Origin of the sequence: Nocardia ninae NBRC 108245 (assembly GCF_007990755.1) — a bacterium.
GTDB classification, from domain to species: Bacteria; Actinomycetota; Actinomycetes; order Mycobacteriales; family Mycobacteriaceae; genus Nocardia; species Nocardia ninae.
Map to the genome: position 1 here is coordinate 33,466 of NZ_BJXA01000032.1, position 26,260 is coordinate 59,725.

Below are 26,260 nucleotides of genomic sequence, written 5' to 3' on the forward strand. Positions count from 1 at the left end.
GGTGCCCCCGACGCGCCTCATACCCCGATCCGGCGACCGATGTGAACGCGATACCGGCCGATGAGGGGGATCCTTGCCGAAAGTCCGTGCGACGGCGACCATTACCGCCGCGCTGATCGTCGTGCTGCTGGTCGCGGGCTGTACCCGACTCATCGACGGCCGTGCCGTCTCGATCTACGACGACCCGTTCAAAGTGGCAGGACTGCCAACCACCAGCGGTCCCAGCGGCCCCCGGCCCGGCGTCGAGGACAGCTCGCTGAAGGCGACCAACGGGGACGGTAGCGCCGAGGACACCCTGGCCCTCAACGCAGTCGAGGACATCCAGACCTACTGGCGCACCGAGTTCGGCAAAGAGTTCCAGAACGCCGATTTTCAGCCGGTCGAGAAGCTCATCTCCTGGAGCGCGAAGGCGCCGCGCAGTGATTCCGTCGAATTCTGCAAGGAGACCACCTTTCATCTGGTGAACGCCGCGTACTGCCGCTTGGACAACTCCATCGGCTGGGACCGCTCGGTGCTGCTGCCCGCCATGACGGAGACCTTCGGCAAGATGGCCGTGGTCATGGTGCTCGCGCACGAGTACGGGCACGCGGTGCAGACCATGGCCAAGCTGGTCGGCGCCAAGGATCCGGTGATCGTCAAGGAGCAGCAGGCGGACTGCTTCGCCGGTGCGTTCATGCGCTCGGTCGCGGAGGGCAAGTCCAAGCACTTCACCATCAATACCTCCGACGGCCTCAACTCGGTGCTCGCCGCCACCGTGGCCATCCGCGACTCCGACCCCGACGATCCGGAGAGCGTGCACGGCTCGGCCTTCGAGCGCGTCACCGCCGTGCAGGTCGGTTTCACCGACGGCCCGAAGGGCTGCAAGCGCATCGATATGGACGAGATCACCCAGCGGCGCGGCAATCTACCGAAGGACTTCAAGGACGACACCGGCCGCGGCGAATACGAGATCAACAAGGAAACGCTGATCGAGCTCAGCAAGGCCCTCGCCGCGCTGCTGCCGACCAAGCCGTCACCGACCTACGACTACTCCGGCGCCAAGATCACCTGCCGCAACGGGGTGCCGACCGAGCCGGTCAGCTACTGCCCCGAGAAGAACACCATCGGCACCGACATCCCCGCCCTCGCCCAGCGCGGTGCCTCCAACTGGGATGTGGACGACCCCCTGCCGCTCAAGGTGACCGGCGACTACAACGGCTACATCGTCTTCATCTCCCGCTACACCCTTGCGGTGCAGCAGAACCAGGGTCAGCAGCTCGTCGGCGCCAAGACCGGCCTGCGCGCGGCCTGCCTGTCCGGCGTGATCACCGGCAAGCTCGCCCAGCCGGGCCGAAGCTCCGGCCAAGGCGACATCAGCCTGGCCGCAGGCGATCTCGACGAAGCCGTCTCCGGCCTGCTCACCGACGGCCTGGCGGCCAGTGACACCGAGGGCAACACCGTGCGCAGCGGGTTCGCCCGCGTCGACGCCTTCCGCGCCGGCGTGATCAACGGCGAAAAGACCTGCATGTCAAGGTATTCCTGACCTGAAGATGGGTTCGCTTCTCATCCGCCGAACGGTGGCGGGGCCATCGGCTCGAAGCGCAGCACACGATTACCGAGCATGACCTCGGCGCCCGGGACCAGCACCATGGATTGGTTGGGGGCCAGGCGAATCCAGTCGCGGTAGCCGGGCAAACGGGTGCGGGTTCCATTGGTCGAGCCGCGATCCACGACGGTCACATCCCAATTCATGAGGTGGATCTCGGCGTGCGCGCGGGACATGCCGCCCGAGGAGTCCTCCACCCGCAACGGGACCAGGCCACGTTGCGCGGCATCGGAATGCTCTGGGTCGCGGCCGATTACCGCGTCCGCGGCGAGCACGAAGGATATGCCGTCATCGAGGATCAGCATGCCCAGCGGCGGCCGGACCACCTCGATCAACGGCTGGGTCTGGTCCACCGGCATGCCACACACCGTGCAGAACGCCGCCCGTGGGTCGCTGGGATGCGCTCTGGCGCACTTGAATCCCATCACCTTGACGGTGAGCGCGGTGGACTTCGCGGTGGCTTCCAGTCGGCGCTGCAGGTCCGGGTCGGGCGGCGGGGCCGGGGTGGTACCGCGCAGCTGGGTCGGCGCGTGCTGCGGGTCCGGTGTACCGCCGGTCCGGTGCGCGGCGGTCGCCGCCTGACTTCCGGTGGGCGGCTCCGCTTCTCGCTGCGACTCCGATGGCGGGTCGTGGTCGATGCGCGCGGTCGGCAGCGGCGCCTCCTCGTTGCGCCGATGCGCTCCTTCACGTACCGCGCCGGACCGGGCCCGCGCCCCGTCGGACCAGATGATCGCGCCACCCGCCTGTGCGATGCCCTCGACGAGCCAGCCGATGCCGCGCTCCGCAGGCAGCTCGGGAATACGCCCCTTCGCGTCGTCGACGAACAACGCGACGGCCCGAGCGGGCACGTTGGCCACCCGATCGACGGTGAACGCCGCGTCACTGCCCCGGTACCGCTCGACCGCGCCGTCCCCGGCCAGCACCGCAGTCACCGCACCGTGCAGGAAAATCGCCACCCCGCCGTTCGCTGCACGGGACAGAATCCCGAAGTCGATCGGCTCCCCCGGGCTGATCTGCTCGGCATGCTTCATCAACCAGCGCGTGGCCTCCCGCGCCACCAACGCCCCCGGCCCGTTCGGCTCGTGCTCGGTGGCCGTACGAACCAATTCGGCCAGCGATTCCAGGGCTAGCGCGGCCGGCGAATCCTGGGCCGGCCTGCCCCGTCCGCGATGCGCGACAACCACCACCGCCCCCGCGACGCGCGCCACCGCGTGACTACCGACAACGACCTCGACCTGCCGGTCCATCAAAGGAATCGGCCTCGGCGAAGCGGGCGTTGCGGGGTCGTTTGCACACGACCCAGGGTATTGCAATCCCACAACTATCGGGCCCCCTGCCCGGCGTCCGTCCGGTAACTTCAGTGGCAGCACGTGGAGGAAACGAGGGGCCGGTCATGGTTCGGACATCACGTATCGCGCTGGTCGCATCGTGTATCACAGTGGCTGGTCTGCTGACCGGATGCGGCGGCGTGCCGGGCACCGCCACCGCGGGCGAGATCGACGTACGCCAGCTGGAAGTCGGCACCTACGCGGTCGACCGCCACCGGTACGACCAGGACGCGGGCGACAAAGCCGCGCTGGTCGAGGGCATGCGAATGTCCGACGCGGTGGTCCCGACCGTGCAGATCGACCCGTCGCTGAAGGTCGGCCGGGGCAGCGCCGTGGTCGCCGACGCCGAGCAGGCGCTCGATTTCGTCGCCAAGTCCTCCAAGCCGGTCTTCGACGATCGCAAACTCATCACCGGCTACGCCGCCAGCGGCGCCGATCGCCCCGACCCCGAGGGACAGACCAACCCGGCCCCCGAGGCCACCGCGGTCACCATCGCGTTGTTCCGCTTCCCGGACCCGGCGATCGCGAAGCTCGCCGCGCGTGAGCTCGAGGACGTCGACATCGCCATCTCACCGGAGAACCGCAAACTACCGTCCACCACATACCCGGACGCCTACATCCATTGGCGCCCCGGCGTTCCCACCGTCGGCACCTTCATGGCCCACAAGGAATTCGTCATCTCCTTGTTCATCCAGCGCCCCCACGCCGACAGCACCGACCTGGTGGAGTGGGTCGACAAATCCCTCGCCGCCGAGCTGACCCAGCTGGACAAGTTCCAGGCCACGCCGCAGGCGAAGATCAAGGACTTGCCGGTCGACCCCGAAGGGCTGCTCGCCCGCGTCGCCGTCAGCGACCGCAAGAACCGCACCCCCGACACCGCCACCTTCGCTATTTTCGGCCCGCACCACATGGTGCACCGGGCCGACGACGAATCGGCACACCTGCGCCTGATCCAAGAGGCGGGCGTGGACCGCCAGGCCATCGCCGACGACAGCTACGTCGCGCGCACCAGGGACAGCGCCGCCGCCCAGGAACTGGCCGCCGGATTGATGGAAAGCGAAGGCGCACACTACGACACGCTGGGGGCGCCGAAGGACGTGCCCGGTGCGAAATGTCTGCAGCTCAACAGCAAGGGCAATCCGGAACGCGAATACAAGTTCCGGTGCTACGTCGCATACAAACGTTATGTGGGTGTCGTCACCAGCGACAAAGAACCGGATGTCCGGCAGAAGGTGGCGGCCGAATACGCGCTGCTCGCGAACAGTCTGTGAGGCGGTCCGCAACATTATGGTCGGGTGCCGCGGCACGCGGTGACGTAGGATTCCGCGGGAACCACAGTCCGTCAGGGGAGGGACCTTGCAGCCGCACGCGAAGACGATGCCGCGCCGAACGACGTATGCCCTGGTCGCGACGGCAGCACTGGTGGTCGTCAGCGGTGGCTGCGGGTCCGACGAGCAGCGTGCGAACAACCCGCCTCCGTCCATCGATCTCAGCAGGCTCGATGTAGGAAATTACGATACGAAGCCGCGTCAGTTAGGCGCCGTGAAAAGTCACGACCAGGCTCGAATTATCGAAGCGGAACGGCTCGGCAATTTCGTGCCCGCGGCACTGGACATCGATCCCCGCTTCGTGCACGGCAATCCGTTCATGGCAACGGTGTTCGTCGATCCGGAAGCCGCCCTCGGCAAGGTGATGGCGGTGGACCGATTCGCCGAGGCCGCCCCGGATTTCGTCGCCGGCTTTCAGAGCTTCGGCCGCACCGAGGCCGAGAACCGAGGCATTGATCTGATGAACGCGGTCATGGTCTTCCCGGACGAACAGAAGGCCAAGGACGCGGCCGCCGCGCTGGAACGGGTCGACTACGAGGCAGGCGAGCGCAACACCGCCGTGCCGATCCCGAAATATCCGGCGGCATATGCCCATTGGCAGCCGAACCAGCAGTCGATCGGATCATGGTTCGCCACCGGCAAATTCGTCGTCTACACGTGGGTCTACGACTATCTGAAGATCTATATCGAGAAGGTCGACCTGCCCGCCCTGATCGCGCTGGTGGAGAAGAGCCTCGACACGGTGGTTCCGTCCATCACCAAGTTCACACCGACCCCGCCCGACCAGCTGATGAACTTGCAGATCGATCTGGACGGCATGCTGAACCGCACCATCGCACGCCCCAGAGAGGACTCGTGGCTCAATCCGCCCGGTGCGTACCACGGCCGCACCGCTATCCATTTCGCCAATAACGCCGCCGAGGTGTTGCGCGACATCGAGAAAGCGGGCGTCGACCGTTTCGCGGCGAACGGGATCGACCTCTATCGGGCCCGTGATGCCGCCGCGGCCACGACATTGCAGCAAGACCTCGGTGGGCTCACGAAGCGATTCAAGAAGGCCGACTCCCCCGCCAACCTGCCGGTTGCCGAATGCAAGGAGTACATCGGGCGCGGCAACCTGGCGATCCGCTTCTACTGCTCGGTGTCCTACGACCGCTACGCCGCGTTCTCCGCGTCGCACCAGTTGTTGGACGCCCAACAGCGGATCGCCGCCGAATACACAGTGCTGGTGAATGCCCGATGAGGCGCGCGTTCCTGATCCCCTTCGCCGCCTTGCTCGCGGCGGGCCTCACGGCCTGCGGATCCACCATGCCCGGGACCGTCGAACCCGCCGAGATCGACATTCGCACGCTCGATACCGGGTCCTACCCGACCGAGCCGCTCAATGCGCACGACGACGACTACAAACCGGATTTCATCACCATGCCGCACATCGCGGCGATGCGGTTGTCGGACTACGTGGTACCCGCCTACGAAATAGACCCGAAACTGAAATACAGCCAGCTGCCGTTCGAGATCACCCGCGGCTCGCTGCCGTCCGAACTCGGCATCGAACCCGACCTGAAACCGATCGCCGCGCGGCACAAACTGCTGTTCGGCTTCCGGACAACCGGTTTCGATCAGAAGACGTCGATCATTCCGTCCGGCTGGCCGGTCAAGACCCGGCAGAACACCACGACCATCTCGACGATGGTCATGCAGTTTCCCGACGTCGAGCGGGCAACGGCGGCAGCGGCCGAGTTCCATGACGCCGACCTCGCCGCCAACCGCGACAACCAGCGGGTGCCGCTGCCCAAGTACCCGGCGGCCCGGGCACAGTGGCGGCCGGATGCGCCGTTCCTGCGCACCACCCTCGCCCACGGCCCTTATGTCGTCGCACTGCTCGTCTCCTCCAACGGGCCGGACCTGCCCGCACTGACGGCGCTCGCCGAAAAGACCTACGACATTCAGCTTCCGGTGCTGGACCAGCTGAAGCCGCTCACCGAAGAAGAGACCTATCAGCTGCCATGGGACCCGGATCATCTGCTGAGCCGCGCATTGAATCCGAACAAATTCGAACGACCGGCGATAGGCACGCAAGCGCTCTACAATTTGCGCGGAATCGTCCAGTACGCCGATGATTTGAGCGTCGCGAAACAGCGCTTCAGCGCGATGAACGCCGACCGCTTCGCCGTATCCGACGGAACAATCGTGGCCCGCACACCCGACGCGGCGGCGGCGAAGAGAATTGTCGCCGAAAGGCTCACACCCGCCCCGGTCGCGAACGATGCCGCAGCACCACCGAATGTGCCGGATTCGGCCTGCGTCGAGCACAGGCAAGAGGCCTTCAACTTCGAGATGAAGCGATTCACCTGTGTCGTCGCTTACCGCCAATACGCGGGATTCGTGACCGGCAACCAGTTGCTCGACGTCCACCAACGCGCCGCCGCGCAGTACGCAATCTTCGCCAACAGCCGGTAATGCGACGCCGCCGTCCCATCCCGAGCGGTCCAGTATGCTGCCGCGTGGGGAGCACCGACTCAGGAGATTGTGGATCATGGCGATAAGCCCCGGCACCATCGTGGGCGGGTACCGCATCCAGGGCGTGCTCGGTGCGGGCGGCATGGGCACCGTTTACCTGGCCAAACATCCCAGCCTGCCGCGGATGGACGCGCTGAAGGTGCTCAGCGGCGAACTCAGCAACGACCACGAATTCCGCACCCGCTTCGAGCGCGAAGCCAATCTCGCCGCCGGACTCGACCATCCGAACATCGTGTCGGTCTACAACCGTGGCGAAGAAGACGGCCGGCTGTGGATCGCCATGCAGTACGTCGACGGCACCGACGCCTCCGCGGAACTGACCCGCGACCGGCATTCGATGAATCCGCTACGCGCGCTACGCATTACCACCGAGGTGGGCAAAGGCCTCGACTACGCGCACCGAAAAGGCTTGCTGCACCGCGACGTCAAGCCCGCCAACTTCCTGCTCTCCTCCAGCGAGGGTGACGAAGAACGCGTCCTGCTCACCGATTTCGGCGTCGCCAAATCCAACGACGACACCACCGAACTCACCCAGACCGGCAGCTTCGTCGCCACCATCGCCTACGCCCCGCCCGAACAGCTGGTCGGCGGCCACCTCGACCATCGTGCCGACATCTACAGCCTCGCCTGCGCCTTCTTCAAGCTGCTCACCGGCCGAAACCCTTACCCGGCAACGCAACCCGCGCTGGTCATGATGGGCCACCTGCACGAGCCACCCCCGCTGGCCACCGCCGTCGACCCCGGGCTACCGCCCGCCATCGATCATGTCTTCGCCAAGGCGCTGGCGAAAGACCCCACCGACCGGTACAACACCTGCCGCGAATTCACCGACGCGGCCGCGAGCGCGCTCATCCCGGGGCACAATCCCGCCCCCACGAACACCTCGCCGACCTATCCCATCCAGGTCTTCGATCCGCGGCCGAATACCGACCCGCGCGTAGCGGTTTCGTCACCACACGCAGTGGTGTCCGCTCCGCCCAGTTCTCGGAAACGGTGGTTCGTCGGCGCAGGTGCCGGTGCAGTCGTCGTCGCCTTGGCCGTAGGCATCGGGATTTGGACGTTGGGCGGGAACGACTCCGCCAATACCAGTGCCGCCACCGGCACTGTCTCGGCCGGTTCGACCGTCGCGGTGAGTTCGTTGCCGTCGATCGAACAGGCCCGGGCTACCAATCCGGCGTTCCGCGGCAAGACCATCACCGTGGTGGATGTGCCACGGAGCAAACAGGTCTCGATTTTCCTGGGCGGTTCGGCGCAGACGAAGTTCCTCGAAGACTTGGGTTTCGTCTATAACCCCAACTACCCCAAACAGGGTGATGAGACGTTGCGCGTGCTGCCCAACGCCGAGTCGCTCGAGGTCAACGCGGACAGCTTCGTGCTAGCGGTGCGGACCGACGAAGACGCTGGCAGCGGCGGGCTGCGCGGACTGCCCTATCAGGTCGCGGGTACTCGGGCCACGGTCATCCCGCTGGACGATGCCGAAGCTGTAGCGGCGTTCCGCAATTGGGGTGCCGGCTCGGAGCAGGTGTTGCTCGACAAGCTGGTGCCGCTGCTGCAGAAGCGGGTGAAGTAGCCCGAGCGGTATCGCGGGGCAACCACTTCGAATGCTATGTTGCCGACTGCGATACGTCGTCGCCGCAGGCTTGACCAGCGCGCGAACGTATTCCGGGGGGATCGCTGTTCGTCGGATGCCCTCCGCTTGCCGGTCGATGGAGGGAACGATGCGGAGACCACTCAGAATGCTGGCAGCCGGACTGGTCGCCTTGTCGGTGAGCGCAGCTGGGTGTGGGTCGGATTCACCGCCGCCGACGCCGGTCGTTGATGTCAGCCACCTCGACGTTGGTAGCTACGCAACCGCACCACGCGAAATCGGCAAGCCCGGATTCGACCGCGCGAGATTGAGCGAAGGCCAACGCCTCGCCAGCTTTGTTCCGTTGCCGATGGACATCGACCCGCGATTCACCGTCCAGTCCGGCTCCGGCACCAACGTCACCCTGGGATTCATCGAAACCGTCTATGCCCTCGAACTTTCCGCCGACCCTTTCCGGGCGATCACACCAGGCTTCATAGCGGGCTTCTACAGCCTCGGATATTCCGAGAGCGATATATTGATCGCCACGTCACTCACGAATACCGTGCTGTTGTTCTCCGATCAGCAGGCCGCCACACTGGCCGCACCGGCTCTCGCACAGGCAGTCGCCGAGAAGAAGGGACTGAGCGCACCCGTCGCCATCGGCAACCGTCCGGATGCATTCGCGTTCTGGAAACCGGGGACTCAGGAGCTTTACGCGTTCCAGGCGAGCGGGCAGTACGTCATCTACACCACGATCAGAGATCGAGCCAAGATCCTGCTCGAGACCACCGATCTACCCGCCATGGTCGCGCTCACCGAGAAGAGCTTCGATACGGTGGGTACCCGGCTTCGCGAGTTCCGCCCGACGCCACGGGACAAGCTGACAGATGTCCCTCTCGACCGCGACGGCATGCTCGGGCGTTCATTGACTCGACCGAGAGAAGACGATTGGAGCAATCCTCCCGGCCTCTACGACCGCACCGGTGCGCTCCATATGAGCGATGATCCGCTGAGCGATAAGAAGCTCTTCGAGGAAGCCGGGGTCGACTGGATAGCGAACTCCGCCGGAAACGTCTACCGGGCCGAGGATTCAGCAGGCGCGCAACTCATTCGGGACCGGCACAGTGAATTGAGCAAACTATATCGCCGGATCGACCCGCCGAAGAATCTGCCCGACGCACGCTGCCGTGAGTTCCGGGCGAAGAATTCGCTCGTCCTCAGATTCCATTGCGTGGTGTCCTACGACCGCTATACCGCAGAGGTGCGGTCGGGCCAGCTGATCGATGTACAGCAACGGATCTCGGCGCAGTACGCGATTCTCACGAAAGCGAAATGAGCCGCATGATCAACCTACGTATGCGGCACGTGCCCGCTGCCCTCGTGCTGCTCATCGCCACCGGGTGCGGCGCGCCGATGACCGGGACACCGCAGCCAGGTGAGATAGATGTCCGTTCCCTCGACGTCGGCCAATACTCTACGGAGCCGCTGGATACCTACTCCGAATACGCGCACTCGGTGCGCCGCGGAACAGCACTGGCGATCTCGCGCCTGGCAAACCATGTGGTGACCGGTATCGATATCGACGCCAAGCTGCGCTACGGCACCGGCGTGCAGGAAATCGCCAAGCCCGACGATGTCAAGAACGTCCTGGCGGAACCGGGTGTATCGATCGCGGCTCGGCACAAGATGCTGTTCGGATTCGCTTCCGGTAGTAGCGATTTCCGGGCGGAGCCGCACGTGGCCGTGGCGCCGGATGCGACGCTCACCACCGTGGCGGTCATGCAGTTTCCTGACCCAGGGTCCGCAGAACGGGCTGCGGCCGAATTCGAAGAGGCTGACTTCTCCGTGGCTTCGGACCAGAACGAGCGTGTGCAGCTCGCGAAGCACCCACGGGCGCATTCCCATTGGCGGCCCGGCACTCCGACGATCGGTTCGGTCGTCGCGCACGGAAACTATGTGGTCAATACCTTTATCTCCACAGCCAGGCCCGACCTCGCCGACCTGACCGCCCTTGCCGAGAAGGTCTACACGGCACAGCTGCCGATGCTCGACACCCTCGCGCCCCTGTCGGCCGAACAGGCCCTGCGATTGGACCTCGACCCCGAGGGTGACATTCGTCGAATCCTCAATCCAGGCAAACTCGATATACCCAGTGTCGGCAGTCTCGCGGCATACAAACTGCAAGGATTTCTACATTGGCAGACAGACCGCACTGCGGCGAAAGATCTTTACGCACACGGTGAACGTTTCGTCTTCTCGAGCGCCTACTCGTCGACAACGAACAGCTACACCAGGGGAATCGCCCAAAGCTTCGGTAAGGGCATCGGCAGATTCTTGGACGGAGCCATTCTGATCCGAGCGCGGGATATCGACTCGGCGCAGGCTCTTTGGTCGAAGATTCTCGACGCACCGGATACGAGTCAGGCACCGCCCAGAGTTCCGAACAGTAAATGCGCCGAGCTTCCGACGGAGGGGTACGTCAGGGACTGGGTTTGCGCCGTTCGGTACCGCAACTACGTGGGCTATGTCTGGAGCACCCAACTGCAGGACACACAGCAGCGCGCGGCCGCTCAGTACGCACTGCTCGCCAACAGCCAGTAGTACGTCGACTCCGGCCACACCCCGGCTCTTTCCTTGCCGATATACCCACGATCTGCTGTAGCGGGAGCCATAGTGGTTGGGTAAGGTACAACCAGCCAGCCCACTCGCCAATCAGAACATCAGCGAGCAGGGGGAAGGAGGGGAGCCGAGCGCTGGCGCTGCAAACATGCCATATCGACCACGTCCATAGCCTGACGAGCGGCCCATACGCGGCCCCGCCAGCACGGGCGGGCAGGTCGAAGGACGCTGGAGTCTGGTCTCCGTTGGGGGAGATCCAAACTTTCTCGAGTCGGATGGAACCGATCAGACCTACCGAGCGTCCAATCAGATGTACAGGCCAACTGGGGGCTTCTGCCGTTGGCCGAGACGGGAAACCGAGAAGGAGCCAAAATGGCAGGACAGCTCGAAGCGAACGAAATCCTCATCGAGAAGTTCGCACAAAACGCCAGGGATCGTCACGCTGACCTGATGAAGGCGATCACCCTGCTGGATAAGAAGTCGGACGACACGACCATGACCTGGCAGGGCCAGGCACGGGCGGCGTTCGATGCGCTGATGGACAACTACTTCGCCCAGGCGCGCAAGCTGAACGACACGCTGGACCAGACCGCCGACAAGCTCAGCAAGGCGGGTAAGTCCTTCGCGGCTCAGGACGAGCAGTTCGCCCAGCAGGTGGCACAGCAGGCCTCCAGCCTGAACCTGCCCTGATCGCTCAGCCGAACCACCAGATACCAAGGAGAAGCTCCAGATGGTAGCAAACGACCCAAGCACAATTTCCTCCAACTTCGGCGCGGTCGAGGCTGGCGCGCAGTCCATCGTGGCCGAAGCGCGGAACATCACGGCCATGCTCGAGGATTTCCACAAGCAGGTCACCGACTTCGTGACCAACTACTGGAAGGGTGACGCCAACGAGGCCTTCGCTCAGCTCCAGTCGCAGTGGAACACCAGCGTCACCCAGCTGAACGCCACGCTGGAGACCGCCGGTCGGGCTGTCAGCAGCGGTAACACCGATCTGCAGGCCACCGACACCAGCTTGGCAAACCTCTTCTGAGATCCTGTCTCGGCCAATTCGGGCCCCCGGCAAGCATATTGCCGGGGGCCCGAATTATGTGAACTGCCGCAGTGCTACCGCACCAGAATTCACGGAATCACGCGGACCGAACTACCGAAGGTCTCGCACGTAGTCGAGAGCGCCTGCCAATTGTTGTCGGCATATTGGCAGCCGATGCTGACCTGAATTCCATACTCCAGCAGCACATGCCAGCGGACAGTAGAACCGTCACCGGGCCGTTCGGTATACGCGAGAGTGGATCGTCCCCCGTAGACGACATCGCGTTTGAGCTCGGACATCACCCCGGCCGGCCGTTGCTTCATCTGCGTCTCGAGCCGCGCCGCAACCTGCTCATAGCTCGACCCCGGCGCTACCGGCGTTTGCGTCACTGTGACACGTAGCCGGGCACCATCGTCCGGGGACAGCTCGACCCGGGACCTACCGCTGGTGTCGGGAGCCGACGCCATATGCCAACCAGCCGGCACCTGAAAACGAATGCGCCCATACGTTTCCGGCCCGATGGCAACAGTGCTGCTAGGCGGGCCGGCGGTACTGCTCGGCACCGATTCGCTACTCGGCGCCGAGGTGCCAGGCGCGGCAGTCGGACCGTCATCGGGTCCATTCAGCAGCACAACCCCGCCGACGATAGCGGCACCGACAACGACAATCGCAGCAACAGCCGCGCTCACATAACCGAGCCCGTTGCGCCGAGGCTGTTGCGCCGCAGCACGTTCGCGCAGCGGCTGCATCCATTCGGTCTGCGGCAGCGCGGCCGGCAACTCCGGTTGCTGGATCGGTTCGGTCTGGTGCCCGCGGATCAGATCGGGCCCGGTCAGCGCCCGCAGCGCGACACCCGGTCCACACCGCTGCTGCACGGCCGCGCGAAGTACATCGAGTTTCGCCGCATCGGTGACACCCACCGACTGCGCCAGATCGGCAGGCTGACCATCGAGCAGCCGGTCGAGCAGCGCGCACAGGGTGGTGAAGCCGCTGGATTCCGGCAGTATCTCGGCGAGCGCGAGAGTTGGCGCATGTTCACACGATTCGACGTGTACACCCTGATGGCTGCGGATGACCGTGCTGGCCGTGGTGGTGAGCGCACCGAATTCCAGCACCAATGTGCGCCGACTGTGGCTGGTGCCCTCGTCCGACGCGACGGCCCGCACCGCCAACTCCTCGAACACCACGTCCGTGGTGAACCGCCGAGCCGCCTGGTCGAGCACGGAACGACGCGACGCACCCCATTCCGTCGGACAGATCACCGTGATCCGCTCGCACGGCGCGCTGACGCGCAAATTCTCCAACACGGCGCCGAACACCGCGACCAGACCGTCGACCACGGACGGAACGCGCGGCAGCAACGCGACGGCCTCGGCGGGCACGTACTGCACCACGGAACTCACCTGTGTCGGCGGGGTCAGCGACTCCCCGACCACCAGGTCGAACCCGTTGCTGCCCAACACGATCGACGGTGCCACGTCCCAGTGCGTCGTCGCGCCACGCGCCCAGACGCGCGTGTCGGTGACCACCAGCTCGACGGTAGCCATCAGGTTTGCGGCGGCATCCAGGCCGTCTGGATCAGACCCTCACTGTTGCGCGTGACGTACGTGCCGCGGCCCGGCGGCATCGGGCTCGGCCGCGTCGTCCCCATCAGCACACCCTCGTCCCGGCTGCAGCTCATGATCAGGCCGGCCGACCCGAGGTCCTTCATCCTGGCCAGCGTCGCCTCGAACATGGCACGTCCCGCGCCACCGGAGCGCCGCGCGATGATCAGATGGAAGCCGAGGTCACGGGCGTGCGGCAGGTGTTCCACCAACGCCTGGACCGGATTACCGCTGGAGGTGGCCACCAGGTCGTAGTCGTCGACGACGACGTACAGCTCGGGGCCGCTCCACCATGAGCGATCCTTCAGCTGCTGTGGCGTCACGTCGGGACCTGGCGTCCGGTTGCTGACGTACGCGGCGAGATCGGCCATGTTCTGCGTGAACTGGGGTGCGGTCGAGCCGTAGCCGGCGAGGTAACCCTCCGGCACCGTGCCGAGCATCGAGCGTCGGTAGTCGCCCATGATGATCCGCGCCTGGTCCGGGGTGTTCGATGCGGCGATGCCCTCGACGATCGACCGCAGCAGCGTCGTCTTTCCCGACTCGGTGTCGCCGATGACGAGGAAGTGCGGACTCACCGTGAAGTCGAGGTAGACCGGGGCCAGCTCGGCTTCGTTGATACCGATCGGGATTCGCATGCACTTGACCGACTGATCGACCTGCGACGGCCAGTCGCCCGCGAGGTAGAGCAGCTGCTCGCGCGGCAGCTCCTCGGGCAGCATGCGCACCGGCGGGGCCGGCCGGCCCGGGGTCAGGCGGGCGATGGTCGAGACCGCCTCGCCGACTGCCTGACCGATATTGGTCGGGTCCGAACTGCCATCGATCCGTGGCAGACCGGTCAGCATGTGCAGGCAGTCCGGCGTCATACCGCGGCCGGGGCGGGCCTGCGGAACCATCGAGGCGAACTTGCGGCCGAGGTCGGAATCCATCGGATCACCGAGGCGCAGTTCGATTCTGGTGGCGATCTGGTCCTTCAGCGCGGGCCGCGCCTCCGCCCACCGGTTCAGCGCGATGACGATGTGCACGCCATACGACAGACCCTGCACCGCCAGGTTCATGATCACCTGTTCGAGCATCTCGAAGTCCTGGCGGATGGAGCCGAAGCCGTCGATCACCAGGAACACATCGCCGAACGGGTCCTCGTGCGCGCCGGTCGCGGCCGGGCTGCTGGACGGATCCATCGCGCGCAGCCTGCGGAACTCGGTCATCGACTCGATGCCGAGCTGCCGGAATCGGGCCTCGCGCTGCCGCACGATGGTGGTCATCTCGGCGACGGTGCGCCGGACCTGGTCCGCGTCCAATCGGCTTGCGACGGAACCGACATGCGGCAGGCCCTGCAGGCTCATCAGTGTGCCGCCACCGAAGTCGAGGCAGTAGAACTGCACCTGCTCGGCGGTGTGCGTCAGCGACATGGCCATGATCAGCGTGCGCAGCGCGGTCGACTTACCGGACTGCGGGCCACCGACGACGGCGACGTTGCCGCGCGCACCGGACAGGTCGACCACCAGCGGGTCGCGCCGCTGGTCGTACGGCCGGTCGACGATGCCGATCGGGGCGCGCAGCGTGGCCACCGCGGAGTATTCGCCGGTGAGGATGGAGCGCGGGATCAGCTGGTCCAGCGTCGGTGCCTCGTCCAGTGGCGGCAGCCAGATCTCGTGCGCGGGACGGCCGTGGCCGTTGATCCGCGAGACCAGCATGTGCACGTTGGAGACCTGCTCGCCGTCCTCGGCCTGCTGGTCGGCGGCGCTGGGCTCGGCGGGCAGCGGAACCCGGTCCACCGCACGGAAATCCACGTGGGTGGCGGTGAACGGCCGGGCCTTGATGTCGATCTCGCCAGACTGGGTGGCGACGGTGATGTCGCGCTGCGAACCGCCGCCGACGTAAGGGCCGGAGACGTAGGACGCCTGGAACCGCACGATCTCGCCGGAGTCCGACTTCAGGTAACCGCCACCGGGATTGTTCGGCAGGTTGTAGGCGTCGGGCACGCCGAGCACCTGACGGGATTCGTTGGCGGAGAAGGTCTTCAAGCCGATCCGGTAGGACAGATGGCTCTCCAGGCCCTTCAGCTTTCCCTCTTCCAGGCGCTGCGAGGCGAGCAGCAGGTGCACGTGCAGCGAGCGGCCGAGCCGGCCGATCATCACGAACAGTTCCGCGAAATCCGGGTGCTGGGTGAGCAGTTCGGAGAACTCGTCGAGCACCACGAACAGGGCGGGCAGCGGATCCAGGTCGGCGCCTGCCGCACGGGCCTTCTCGTATTCGGAGACGTTGGCGAAGTTGCCCGCGGCGCGCAGTACCTCCTGACGGCGGTTCATCTCACCGGCCAGCGCGTCCTTCATGCGGTCGACGAGGTCGGCTTCTTCTTCCAGGTTGGTGATGACGGCCGCGACATGCGGCACGCTGTCGAGTCCGAGGAAGGTCGCACCACCCTTGAAGTCGACGAGCACCAGGTTGAGCTGGTCCGGCGAATGGGTGGCGAGCAAGCTGAGCACCAGGGTGCGCAGGAACTCCGACTTGCCGGAACCTGTTGCGCCGATGCACAACCCGTGCGGGCCCATGCCGTTCTCGGCGGCTTCCTTGATATCGAGTTCGACCGGCAGGCCGTCGGCGCCGACGCCGAACGGCACCCGAAGCCGCTCCCGGCCGTAGCGCGGCCGCCAGGCGTGTTCGGGGTTGAACGAGCCGATGTCGCCGAGGCCCATCAGCTGGCTCCAGGTCGAAATGACCTCGGAGTCATCGGTTTCCACGTCGCTGCTGCGCTGGGTCGCCGCCCGGTACGGCGCGAGCCTGCGGGCCACCTGCTGCGCCTGCTGCGGGCTGATCCGGTCGATCAGCGCGAAGCGCTCCTGGTTACCGGTCGCGCCGCGGCCGACGCACTCACCGTTCTCCACGATCATCTTGATGCCGCGCGAGACCGCCAGTCGCGGTGCGTACCCGCACAGGTCGATGATGGTGACGCCCTCGTAGCCGGATTCGCGCAGCTGATCTTCCTCGGCTTCCAGCAGTCCGCCGTCCACGATGATGACGATGTGCACCATGTTCGCGTTGGCAGGCTGGTTACGCGAGTAGCGGACCCGGTTGCCGAGCAGCGGCTGCAGCCCGGCCATCGCCTCCCGGATCGAGCCGTAGAACATGCGCTGGGTGCCGATGCCGTCCTGCGCGTCGGGGTGCTGGGTGTGCGGGAGCCACTTGGTCCACTCCCACTCCCGCGCGGTGTCCGGGCCGCAGACCACCGCGACGAGCACCTGGTCCGGCGCCTGGAACATGCACAGCTGCAACAACATCGCGCGGGTCATGTCCCTGGCCTCGACCCGGTCGCCGTCCAGCGCGATGGTCGCGAAACCCTTGACCGCGATCGCCGTCGGCAGGTCGGGCACGGTCGAGTGCGCGCGCACGAAGCGGCGCAGCGAGACGGCCGCGATCGGCTCGAGCTCTTCGACCGGTCCGGTCTCCGGCGCGACCAGGCGGGTCGCCAGCCGCTGGCCGCCGACGCCGATGCGGGCGTGGCAGAAATCCTTGTCGCCCGCGCGGCGCTCCCACATGCGGCTGGTGCCGGCGAGCATCCAGATCAGACCCGGTTCGGGGTGGCTCCACTCGACCGAGGCGCGCTGCTGGGTGGCCGTGTTGTCCACGTCCCGGCGTACCTGGTCGAGGTAGCGCAGATAGTCCTTGCGATCTTCGTTCGCCTCGGCGGCCTTGGCCCCCTTGCCGCCGCCCTGACCTGCGAACATGCCGACCATCGAGAACATCATCATGAGCGGGAACATCATGCTCATCGGGTTCGATCCGATGCCGCCGCCCTGGGTGAACAGCAGCGCCATCATGCCGACCATGCCGATGATCATCACGACCGGCATCAGCTTCATCAGCAGATTGCCGGGGGTCACCCGGGGGATCTCGGGCGGCGGCTGCAGCGTGACCTCACCGCCGGGCGAGCGCGGCATCTCTCTACGTGCGCGGCGCTGGAACCGTACGGTACTCATTCCCGCACCTCGCTACCGCCCGGCGCCGGAATGCGCGGGCACATGATTCGGACGCGACGCTCCCTCATGGTGCGAGAATCCCCCTCCTCGACTGCTGTGATTCCGGCTCAGTGTAGAGGCAGCAGCGGACATGTCGTACAGTTCGACCAGCATTCTGCTGCCCGAAACGTGGGTTCGCAAACTCGACGTCGGCTCTCGAGTTTGCGAAAATACGAGGTAGAAGACGAGTTGGGGGAAGCTTGACGCACGCGCGACTTGACCACATCGATGAAAACTCCGCGCACGGCATCGTCCGCGCACCAGATCTCGCCCGGGTGACGATTCTCGCCAAACACACCCAGGTGGATATGGCGATCCCGGTCGACGTGCCTGTTGCCCTGGTGATCCCGAGTGTCGTCGACATGGTCGCACAACACAGCCGCAGCAACGACTTCGACAACGAAGGCGAGCGCTTCGAGCCGGCCGAGTGGGTGCTCGCCCGAATCGGTCATCCCCCCTTCTCCAATTCGCTGAGCCTCGGCGAGCACGGTGTCCGCGACGGCGAGCTGCTCATGCTGGAGAGCGCCTCGCATACCGCACCGACGCCGCTGTTCGACGACATCATGTACAACGTCGCGATCGCCGACACCGACCATTACCGCAGTTGGACCCCGAAGGTCGCGCGGATCACCGGCTCGGTGCTCGCCGCGCTCACCATGCTCGTCGGCTGTCTCGGTCTGCTGCTCTCCCCCGATGCCCTGCCCTCCTGGGTCAGCGGTTCGGTCGCGCTCGCCGTCGCGATCCTGCTCGTCATCGCGTCCATGGTGCTCAGCCGGATGTACGGCGACACCTCGACCGCACTCGTGCTCGGCGGCTGCGCGCTGCCGCCCGCGTTGACCGCGGGCATGCTCTACGTGCCCGATCACTACGGCTGGCCGCACATCCTGCTCGGCGCCGTATTGTTCGGCGCCACCGCGGTTTTGGCGTGGCGGGTCAGCGGCGTCGGCCTCGCGCTGTTCATCGGCGCGGCCACCCTCGCGCTCTACGCGGTGCCTGCCGCCCTGGTCGGGATGCTCACCGGGCAGCCGGAACGCGCGATCGGCGCGGGCGCCGCGGCCCTCGGACTCGCCGGACTCGCCCTGGCACCCCGGATCTCCATGCTGCTGGCCAAACTGCCACTGCCGCCGGTCCCCTCGCCCGGCACCCCGATCGACCCGACCGAAGACGACCCCGACGATCACCGCGCGCTGCCCACCATGGAAGCACTGCGGGTGAAGTCCGAGCGGGCCCGCATGTACCTGGCCGGCCTGGTCGCCGCCACCACCCTGGTCACCGTCGTCGGCGCGCTCGCCAGCACCGACCCGGAAGCCGAGAACCCGTACTGGCAAGGCATCGCGCTCGCCCTGGTCTGCGCGGTGGTCCTGATGTTCCGCAGCCGCACCTACGCGGGCGCCGAACAAGCCGTCGTACTCATCGCGGGTGGCGCGGGCATCGTGCTGATCATGCTGGTAGGAGCCGGTTTCGCGATGGACCAGCCCCTCGCCGTCTTCGGCGCCGCCATGGTCATCCTCATCTCAGCCCTGATCCTCGGCATCATCATCCCGAACCAGTCGGCCACCCCGCCGATGCGCCGCGGCGTCGAACTCCTCGAATACGCTTTCGTAGCCGCCGTCCTCCCCCTGGTCTTCTGGGTGGCCAGCCTCTACTCCCTCGTCCGCGGGCTGTGAACCGGATCCTGCGCACCGGTGCGGCAGCGGCGGTGCTCGCATTAAGTGTCTCGTTCGGGGTGGGAGCGAGTCAGGGTGTGGCACATGCTGATCGGCCGCCGCCGGTCAATCCGGCATTGCTGCCGCCCGGTGACCCGGCACGGCCGCCGGACAAGACCGAACACCCCGCCAACACTCCCTGCGCCTCTACCCAGCAGGGCGGGGATGGCCCCGCCACCCCCCTGCCGCAGCTTGCGCTCAACCTCGAACATGCTTGGGAGTTTTCCCGCGGCGAAGGCCAACTGGTAGCGGTCATCGATACCGGTGTCACCCGTCATCCTCGCCTGCCCGATTTGGATGCGGGTGGCGACTATGTGGCGGAGCCCGGCGACGGTGTGAGCGAGGACTGCGACGGCCACGGGACGGTCGTAGCGGGCATCATCGGGGCGAAACACGTAGAGGGGCAAGGCTTTTCAGGAGTCGCACCCGACGCGCGCATTCTGTCGATTCGGCAGACGAGCAAGTTCTACGACGTGCCGGGCCGACAGGACAGAAAACCGGAAGATCCGCCAAAGGGATACGGCAACGTCAACGCGCTCGCCTCTGCGATCCGTCGAGCCGCCGATATGAATGCTTCGGTAATCAACATCTCGTTGGTCTTGTGCGTACCCGGTAGCACGCAACCAGCCGACGACGCGGTCGGTGCCGCCGTGCGCTACGCGACTTTGGAACAGGATGCCGTGGTAGTGACGGCGGCAGGCAATACCGATGGCAACTGCAAGCCGAGCAACCCGGACGTCATCAACCCGCTCCGTCCGAACAGCGACCCGTGGAAGAACGTCACTACCAACGTCACACCTTCACGTTTCGACGACTATGTCCTTTCGGTCGGATCCATCGACAAGGATGGCGCGCCCTCAAAATTCACCGTGCCGGGCCCATGGGTCGGAGTCGCCGCGCCCGGCGAGGACATCGTCTCGCTCGACGCGCGCGGCAACGGCACCATCACCGGCATATACGACAGCGAAAGGATGGTCCCGCTGGCGGGCACCAGCTTCGCCGCGCCCTATGTGTCCGGAGTTGTCGCGCTGGTCCGCGCCCGCTTCCCTGAACTCAGTGCACTCGAAGTGATCAAACGTATCCAGGCCACCGCACACGCCCCAGGTGAAGGTTGGAACCCTTACGTCGGCTATGGCGCGATCGATCCGATTGCGGCGCTCACCGCCGAAACCACGAAACCCCTTCCGCCGAAACGGCCTGCCGAACCCAAGCAGGTACAGCTGGCAGTTCCCGCACCCCCACCGCCGCCGGACAACCGAGCCCGCAATATCGCCCTGATCGGCAGCGCAACCGTCGCGATCCTGCTCACGCTGGGCATGCTCGCGTCCTTCCCGATCCGCCGCAGATTCGGTGTCACCGGCGACGACATGTGATCCAGAAGGGCCTCAGCGAATTCCGCCGCGGCCCGTCTGATCAATCGATCTGGTTGATACTTTTCTGGATCCGAGCGTGTCCCGCCGACGCAGAAGGCTCCGATCGGCGACTCGCGGGTTCGACCGAGCAATGGCCGTGGGGCATGTAGCGTCTGCACAGCGAACTGCGGTACATAAGGTGCCGGATCCGATCAATGCAGGTAGTCCCCATGAAGCAGCAAGAACAAGCAGCCGACGGCACGCCCGATACCGAGGGGTTGAGCCGGCGCGAGGCGTGGGAGCAGGCCACCGGCGTGCCGATGATGCTGCTCGCCGTGCTGTTTCTCGCCGTCTACGCCTGGTATGTGCTGGATACCGGCGCCTCGCCACAGCTGGACGCGTGGCTCAGCCGGGTCGACATTGCGATCTGGGCTTTGTTCGCGATCGACTTCGGGACGCGATTCGCGTTGTCCACTCGACGGTGGGAGTTCCTGCGCAACCATCCCATGGAGTTGCTGATCGTGCTGATTCCGCCGTTTCGCCCGCTACGGCTGGTGCGAGCGGCGGTGCTGGTGCTCGGCACCCTGAACCGGCAATCGCTGACTCAGCGGTCTCGCCTGTCGGTGTTCGTCGGAACCAGCTCGATACTGGTGCTGTTCCTGTGCAGCCTGGCCTTCTTCGACGCCGAGTACGGCGCGGAAGGCAGCAAGGTGCTGAGCTTCGGTGACGCGCTGTGGTGGTCGGCGGTCTCGGTCACCACGGTCGGTTACGGCGACGTCTACCCAGTCACCGTGGAAGGTCGACTGATCTCCCTGGTGCTGATGACCTTCGGCATCGGCCTGATCTCCTTCGCCATCGGCACCACGACCAGCTGGGTGATCGATCAGCTGAAGACCGTCGAGGAGACCGCCGACCGCACGGATCGGGAGATCGGTGTGTTGGTCGAGGAGCTCCGTTCGTTGCGCGCCGAAGTTGCCGCGTTGCAGAACAACTCCGACGGCTCGAATACGGTTGTCGCGGACGGCCGTTAGCCGACTATTTGGCGGCGACGGGTTGCTTGGCCGGGTTCGGATCAGGGGCTACACCGTCGTGGGCGACCATGGCTTCCTCGCGACCCATCGTCGGCCCGCCGGCGAGTAGACCCACGATCGGCCATGGCGCGGGTTCCGGCGTAACGCCCGATTCCGGGTCCATACCAAGCGCTTTCGCCGCATCGTTGTTCTTGATGCCGTAGCGAACACCGGTGTCGGACACGTAGAACATGCTGTCCTTGCGGCGGCTGTCCGGTTCGATGCCGGTGGTTTGCACGAAGGCGCCCGAGCCGGGCTTGAAGTAAACGGAGTCGACGTTGTCACCCTTGCCGTCGGCCTGGGCGAGCGGTACCAGCTGGGCTTTGCTCGACATCGGCAGATCGCTGGCGTCGATCACCGACAGGGTCGCGCGCACGGCGACATCGGCATTACCCGCCGCGCCGGGGATCGGCTTCCACGACAAGCAACTGACCGGACGGGAATTGGCCTGGACGATCGTCGGCGCGGCAGCCGGGTACGTGTCCACCTTCAGCGCCTTCGACGGGCGCGTTTGGTTGGCCTCGAAATCGCCGATTGCCGTGTTGTGGCCCGGATTCGGCTGCGAACTGCGGATAATTTCGGCGGTCAGTGGATTGATCTGCTGCAGTCCGTCGCGCAGGATCACGTAATTCTGATCAGCTTTACCTCCGAGTTGAACAACGGTGCCGATCTTCAGATTGTTGATCGAGTACCCGTCGGGCTGCCCACCCGGATCGTCGATTTTCGGCGGCACGATCGGATTCACTTCGGGAATGGAATTCAGCAGGCCCTCGCTGATAGGTCGCGGCGTTGCACCGCGGATCTTCAGTGGTCCGGTGACGGACGGGTCGTTCATGTCGACCCGGGCACGCGTCTTGTTCCACACGAGGTAGGTCGCGCTCTTGCCCTTGACCAGCAGCGCCTTGTCGTTCCCCATTTCCGCTGCTTTGTCGCCGAGTTCGAGGTCGCCGATCAACACCGACGTGCTGCGGTCGTCGCTGCCGTCTGCCTTCAACGAATCACAGACGGTCCAGGCCCGCCCTTTTCCTGCTTTGTCGAAGATCAGCGAACCAGGCGCACCGGGGATGCCGATGAGCTGGCCGCGCGGCTTCTTGCCCAGCTCGGAATCCTTGACGACCGCAGGCTTGGACGCGTCACCGGCGGCCAGCCGGGCCGAGGCCAGGTTGAGGGTCGGGTGCACGACATCGCCGATCACCACGTAGACGCCGCCGGACTCCTTGGCGATCAGGATCTTGCTGTTGTCGATCTTGGCTTGCGGTCGCAGCAGTGCGAGGACGCCGCAACCTGCCAATACGACGATCGCCAAGACGAGGCCGACCGCGTAGGCCCGCGACTGCGAACGCATCGGGTCGTGCAGCATCCGCACGTCCCGGCGGACCAGCGCATGCTCCATCCGGCGAACCAGAAAGCGGTAGCCGCTCACCTGCCACCGAGTGGTGGGTTTTGAAGGCATTATTCCTCCCCCGAACAGTGCTCACATTCGCGCAACACAGTACAGTTCCCGAGGACTCTTGTTCAGCTCGCCCACTATTATGGGCCGACACCGGGTACTTGGGGGACGACGATGGCGGAACCTGCCGGGGCGGGACCACGGCCGCTCCTTGGCCGAATCTCGCTGCAGAATCTGTTGATTGCGCAGGTGATCGGCTTCATCGCGGGGGCGGTCGCGTTGATTGCCGGACTGCAACCGCTGATTGCCCTCGGGGTGGGCATCGTCGTCGCACTGATTCCACTGATCCCGATCGCCAAGCGCACCGTGCTCGATTGGATCGCCACCTGGTGGCGCTACCTCACCAAGCGGGACTACACGATCGGCCAGACCGTCGACTTCCGCGGCGCCGACGGACGTTCGCTCGGGCTGTACTGGGACGGCAGCCGAGTCGTGACGGTCGTCGAGGTGCTCGCCCCGCCCGGTGGGCTGACCCGGATCGCCCGCAACACCGTGCACGCCTCGCACCTGCTGCCGCTGCCGGAACTGGCGAAATGCCTGAATCAGCACGACATCCTGCTCAGCGGCATCGACATCGTCAGCCACGGGCACCGCAGCCGATCGGGCACCCCCGCGGGGAAGATCTACGAATCGCTGCTCGGGCCGCTGCCCGCGACCGCGCATCGCACCGTCTGGCTGGCGATCAGCTTCGACGCGGTCGCGTGCCCGGAGGCGGCGGCCCGGCGCGGCGGCGGTGCGGAGGGCGCGTCGCGCGCGGTCACCATCGCGACCCAGCGCATCATGCGCACGCTCGAAGACGCCGACTGCAACGCCCGCATCCTGACCGCACCGGAAATCCGCAAGGCGGTCCTGCAGATCACCAGCGGTTTCGATCCGCGCACCCTCGAACATCGGTGGCGTTACGCCGAAATCGGCAACAGCGTGAACATCGGCATGGCCGTCGACCCGAAGCGACTCGGTTCGGATCTGCTCGCCCAGCTGTGGGTGGCGCCCTCGCGCGGCACCACGGTGGCGGTGCGGCTGCGGCCGGGAAGCTCGGCGGAGTCGGTGAGCATCGGTGCGGCATGGCGGCTGACCGCGCGGGAACTGCCGGAGCGCTACAAACTCGCGGGCATGGTGTCGATGAACGGCCGGCATCGCGACGGGCTGCTCGCGCACCTGCCGCTCGCGGTTCCGGGCGTGGACGCCACCGTCCCGATGAGCGAATACCCGATCGACGTGATCGACGCGTTGCACCTACCGTCCTCGGGTTGCGGTCAGCTGATCGGCTCCGACGACGAAGGCAACGGCGTCGCGGTCCGCATCGTCGGCGCGGGCATCTCGACCGTCTATGTGGCCGGGGAGCTTTATCTCGCACAGCAATTGGTGTTCCGCGCGCTCGCGGTCGGCGAACGTATTCTGATCCGCACCGACCGGGCGCATGCCTGGGAGAACCTGGTCACCACCATCGGCAATCCGGAGCGCCTGACCCTCGCGGTCGAAACTCACCAGTCCGACGCGGGTTTCACCGCGACCGTGGTGGACGGCGTCCTCGCGCCAGCCCCGCACGCGGGTGTCACCACCATCTACGTCACCGGCGACCCGATGGGCTGGCCCGCCACCCGCCCCGACCTGTCCATCCACCAGCCCGCGGCGATCGGCAACCACGTCATCCTGCGCACCGGCACGGCGCAGGTCGACCTCACCCTGGTCTCCATCCCTCGCGAAGCCACCTACATCGGCCACCCGCGCGGGCGTCGCGGCGCACCGGTCGGTGCCACGGGCTAACGCCGCGCATCTCCTGTTTCGCCGCGTACCGCACCATCGACAGGTCGGGAGCCAGCCCCGACGAGTCGCGCAAATTCCCTTGTGCGCAAGCCAATTCAGGGGATGAATCAGCCCCGCGGGTAAATACTGCATCGACGGCAAGAGTTGACGGCAAGAGATCGGCAAACTAGCGTCCAGATAGGCGGCTCGGTTGGAGCCGCCCCAATGGGGAGTTCTGGGGAGGATTCATTCATGAAGTTTTCGATCTATGCGTTTGCATCGCTGCTGGCCGCCGGCATCGCTTCGGCGGCGCTGAATCCTGGTGTAGCGAACGCGATTCCGTCGAGCTGCACTATCGCGAATTCCGCGGTCGTCTGCAAGACCGCGCGAGATTGCGAGAGTGCACGTAAAGAGCTCAAGGCGCAGCATCCGAATATCAGCCGATGCTATAACCAGCAGCCAGACAAAGATCGATTCGAGTACGTACATATGGCGCGCTGGTAGTCACGGGCGCACACCGCGGCGCAGCGGTGGCGAGCGCATGCTGACGTAGCGCACCTGGTGACGCGCCGTGCACGATTTCGTGCGCGGCGCGTTACTTGTTGCACGGCAGGCACATTGGCGCGGCGAATGCGTACCAGTTCGCACCGGCACTCGACCTACTGCTCCACGTTCTGGCGCGGCACGCCTCAGATTGCCAAGAACTTCGTGCGCGGCAGGCGAGCCGGCGCGCAACTGCGGTGATCAGCCCGGGTAGGGGTCGACGTTCCGTGCCACCCGCAAAGTTCTTGCCCACCAGGACAACTGGCGGAGCATACGAGCGGCGGCGTCGATGGCCGCACCGTCCTGCGTTTCTCCGGCGGCGTCGAACTGCTTCTTGGCCTGGTGGAAGCTGACGGTTTCGCGGATCGAGACCATGTGGATCTCAGCCACCACCTGACGTAATTGCTCCACGGCTCGCAGGCCGCCGGAGAGCCCGCCGTAGGAGACGAAACCGATCGGCTTGGCGCGCCATTCATGTTTCGCCGTGTCGAACGCGGTCTTCAGCGAAGCCGGGTACCCGTGGTTGTACTCGGAGGTGATCGCGACGAAGGCGTCCGCGGCGGCCAGCCTGGCCCGGTAGTCGGCGACCTCGGGGGTCTCGGTGAGGCTGGTCGGCAGCGGGGTGTCCGCGAGATCTATGACGCCCGTGTCGAACTCGTCATGCGCGCGTAGTGTGCCCAGGAACCAGTCGGCGACCACCGGAGCGAACCGCTCCGGACGCACGCTGGCCACGATGACCTCGAGCCGCAACGGAGTGTCCATCGCGTGAGCTTAACGCGCGCGGGGCGGG

Annotated in this window: 19 protein-coding genes; 14 read left to right on the forward strand and 5 right to left on the reverse strand. The window is 65.8% G+C overall.

What is annotated here, in order from left to right; genetic code table 11:
- The first annotated feature begins 73 nt into the window (after positions 1-73).
- The gene (locus NN4_RS22760; RefSeq protein ID WP_147134909.1) at positions 74-1,522 is read left to right on the forward strand and encodes a neutral zinc metallopeptidase; all 1,449 of its coding nucleotides are present in this window, start codon (positions 74-76) and stop codon (positions 1,520-1,522) included.
- 20 nt (positions 1,523-1,542) lie between these two features.
- Here NN4_RS22760 and NN4_RS22765 read toward each other — a convergent pair whose 3' ends face one another.
- A complete protein-coding gene (locus NN4_RS22765) occupies positions 1,543-2,832 on the reverse strand; it encodes an FHA domain-containing protein (RefSeq protein WP_147134912.1) in 1,290 nt (429 codons plus the stop codon).
- Positions 2,833-2,978: 146 nt separating this feature from the next.
- Here NN4_RS22765 and NN4_RS22770 point away from each other — a divergent pair, with 146 nt between their 5' ends.
- From NN4_RS22770 to NN4_RS22805, 8 genes are all read left to right on the forward strand, one after another.
- Positions 2,979-4,184: a DUF7373 family lipoprotein gene (locus NN4_RS22770; protein ID WP_147134915.1), complete on the forward strand. Its 1,206-nt coding sequence runs from the start codon at positions 2,979-2,981 to the stop codon at positions 4,182-4,184.
- A gap of 85 nt (positions 4,185-4,269) precedes the next feature.
- Positions 4,270-5,484 (forward strand): DUF7373 family lipoprotein, encoded by a 1,215-nt coding sequence (locus tag NN4_RS22775; RefSeq protein ID WP_186818578.1) that lies wholly within the window; start codon positions 4,270-4,272, stop codon positions 5,482-5,484.
- Positions 5,481-6,701: a DUF7373 family lipoprotein gene (locus tag NN4_RS22780; RefSeq protein WP_147134918.1), complete on the forward strand. Its 1,221-nt coding sequence runs from the start codon at positions 5,481-5,483 to the stop codon at positions 6,699-6,701. The genes NN4_RS22775 and NN4_RS22780 overlap by 4 nt, the downstream gene beginning before the upstream one ends.
- Before the next feature lie 76 nt (positions 6,702-6,777).
- Positions 6,778-8,331 (forward strand): serine/threonine-protein kinase, encoded by a 1,554-nt coding sequence (locus tag NN4_RS22785; RefSeq protein ID WP_147134921.1) that lies wholly within the window; start codon positions 6,778-6,780, stop codon positions 8,329-8,331.
- Between the two features lie 148 nt (positions 8,332-8,479).
- On the forward strand, positions 8,480-9,667 hold the full coding sequence (locus NN4_RS22790; protein WP_147134925.1) for a DUF7373 family lipoprotein: 1,188 nt from the start codon (positions 8,480-8,482) through the stop codon (positions 9,665-9,667).
- Between the two features lie 5 nt (positions 9,668-9,672).
- Positions 9,673-10,932 (forward strand): DUF7373 family lipoprotein, encoded by a 1,260-nt coding sequence (locus tag NN4_RS22795; RefSeq protein WP_147134928.1) that lies wholly within the window; start codon positions 9,673-9,675, stop codon positions 10,930-10,932.
- 390 nt (positions 10,933-11,322) lie between these two features.
- Entirely contained in the window at positions 11,323-11,640 is a 318-nt protein-coding gene (locus tag NN4_RS22800; protein WP_147134931.1) for a WXG100 family type VII secretion target, read from the forward strand.
- 40 nt (positions 11,641-11,680) lie between these two features.
- Positions 11,681-11,983, forward strand: coding sequence for a WXG100 family type VII secretion target (locus NN4_RS22805; RefSeq protein ID WP_147134934.1), 303 nt, complete (start codon positions 11,681-11,683; stop codon positions 11,981-11,983).
- Positions 11,984-12,072: 89 nt separating this feature from the next.
- On the opposite strand, the gene NN4_RS22810 is transcribed toward NN4_RS22805, so the two are convergent.
- Positions 12,073-13,512, reverse strand: coding sequence for a type VII secretion-associated protein (locus NN4_RS22810; protein WP_186818579.1), 1,440 nt, complete (start codon positions 13,510-13,512; stop codon positions 12,073-12,075).
- Positions 13,513-13,529: 17 nt separating this feature from the next.
- Entirely contained in the window at positions 13,530-17,564 is a 4,035-nt protein-coding gene (gene eccCa / locus NN4_RS22815; protein WP_147134940.1) for a type VII secretion protein EccCa, read from the reverse strand.
- 239 nt (positions 17,565-17,803) lie between these two features.
- Between eccCa and eccD the strand changes: the two genes are divergently transcribed.
- The 3 genes from eccD (at position 17,804) to NN4_RS22830 (ending at position 21,692) form a co-directional block, all read left to right on the forward strand.
- Complete coding sequence (gene eccD / locus NN4_RS22820) at positions 17,804-19,270, forward strand: type VII secretion integral membrane protein EccD (protein ID WP_147134943.1); 1,467 nt, start codon at positions 17,804-17,806, stop codon at positions 19,268-19,270.
- A complete protein-coding gene (gene mycP, locus NN4_RS22825) occupies positions 19,267-20,682 on the forward strand; it encodes a type VII secretion-associated serine protease mycosin (protein ID WP_246181022.1) in 1,416 nt (471 codons plus the stop codon). Before eccD ends, mycP begins: the two co-directional genes overlap by 4 nt.
- 209 nt (positions 20,683-20,891) lie before the next feature.
- Entirely contained in the window at positions 20,892-21,692 is an 801-nt protein-coding gene (locus NN4_RS22830) for a potassium channel family protein (protein WP_147134947.1), read from the forward strand.
- A 4-nt stretch (positions 21,693-21,696) separates the two neighbouring features.
- On the opposite strand, the gene eccB is transcribed toward NN4_RS22830, so the two are convergent.
- Positions 21,697-23,184, reverse strand: a complete 1,488-nt coding sequence (eccB, locus tag NN4_RS22835) for a type VII secretion protein EccB (protein WP_147134950.1) — start codon at positions 23,182-23,184, stop codon at positions 21,697-21,699.
- Positions 23,185-23,295: 111 nt separating this feature from the next.
- On the opposite strand from eccB, the gene eccE reads away from it, so the two are divergent.
- Positions 23,296-24,948 carry a type VII secretion protein EccE gene (gene eccE / locus NN4_RS22840; RefSeq protein ID WP_147134953.1) on the forward strand — a complete coding sequence of 551 codons (1,653 nt, stop codon included), beginning with the start codon at positions 23,296-23,298 and terminating at the stop codon, positions 24,946-24,948.
- A gap of 231 nt (positions 24,949-25,179) precedes the next feature.
- The gene (locus NN4_RS22845; protein ID WP_147134956.1) at positions 25,180-25,431 is read left to right on the forward strand and encodes an HMG-box domain-containing protein; all 252 of its coding nucleotides are present in this window, start codon (positions 25,180-25,182) and stop codon (positions 25,429-25,431) included.
- Between the two features lie 240 nt (positions 25,432-25,671).
- Here NN4_RS22845 and NN4_RS22850 read toward each other — a convergent pair whose 3' ends face one another.
- A complete protein-coding gene (locus NN4_RS22850; protein ID WP_147134959.1) occupies positions 25,672-26,232 on the reverse strand; it encodes an NADPH-dependent FMN reductase in 561 nt (186 codons plus the stop codon).
- Positions 26,233-26,260: the final 28 nt, after the last annotated feature.

Bases quoted from the DNA above. Each gene is read 5' to 3' on its own strand.
- NN4_RS22770 (WP_147134915.1), top strand. From the start codon at position 2,979: ATGGTTCGGACATCACGTATCGCGCTGGTCGCATCGTGTATCACAGTG.
- NN4_RS22785 (WP_147134921.1), top strand. From the start codon at position 6,778: ATGGCGATAAGCCCCGGCACCATCGTGGGCGGGTACCGCATCCAGGGC.
- NN4_RS22850 (WP_147134959.1), bottom strand. From the start codon at position 26,232: ATGGACACTCCGTTGCGGCTCGAGGTCATCGTGGCCAGCGTGCGTCCG.
- NN4_RS22780 (WP_147134918.1), top strand. From the start codon at position 5,481: ATGAGGCGCGCGTTCCTGATCCCCTTCGCCGCCTTGCTCGCGGCGGGC.
- NN4_RS22800 (WP_147134931.1), top strand. From the start codon at position 11,323: ATGGCAGGACAGCTCGAAGCGAACGAAATCCTCATCGAGAAGTTCGCA.
- NN4_RS22765 (WP_147134912.1), bottom strand. From the start codon at position 2,832: ATGGACCGGCAGGTCGAGGTCGTTGTCGGTAGTCACGCGGTGGCGCGC.
- NN4_RS22805 (WP_147134934.1), top strand. From the start codon at position 11,681: ATGGTAGCAAACGACCCAAGCACAATTTCCTCCAACTTCGGCGCGGTC.
- eccE (WP_147134953.1), top strand. From the start codon at position 23,296: ATGGCGGAACCTGCCGGGGCGGGACCACGGCCGCTCCTTGGCCGAATC.
- NN4_RS22845 (WP_147134956.1), top strand. From the start codon at position 25,180: ATGAAGTTTTCGATCTATGCGTTTGCATCGCTGCTGGCCGCCGGCATC.
- NN4_RS22795 (WP_147134928.1), top strand. From the start codon at position 9,673: ATGATCAACCTACGTATGCGGCACGTGCCCGCTGCCCTCGTGCTGCTC.
- eccCa (WP_147134940.1), bottom strand. From the start codon at position 17,564: ATGAGTACCGTACGGTTCCAGCGCCGCGCACGTAGAGAGATGCCGCGC.
- eccB (WP_147134950.1), bottom strand. From the start codon at position 23,184: ATGCCTTCAAAACCCACCACTCGGTGGCAGGTGAGCGGCTACCGCTTT.
- NN4_RS22830 (WP_147134947.1), top strand. From the start codon at position 20,892: ATGAAGCAGCAAGAACAAGCAGCCGACGGCACGCCCGATACCGAGGGG.
- NN4_RS22790 (WP_147134925.1), top strand. From the start codon at position 8,480: ATGCGGAGACCACTCAGAATGCTGGCAGCCGGACTGGTCGCCTTGTCG.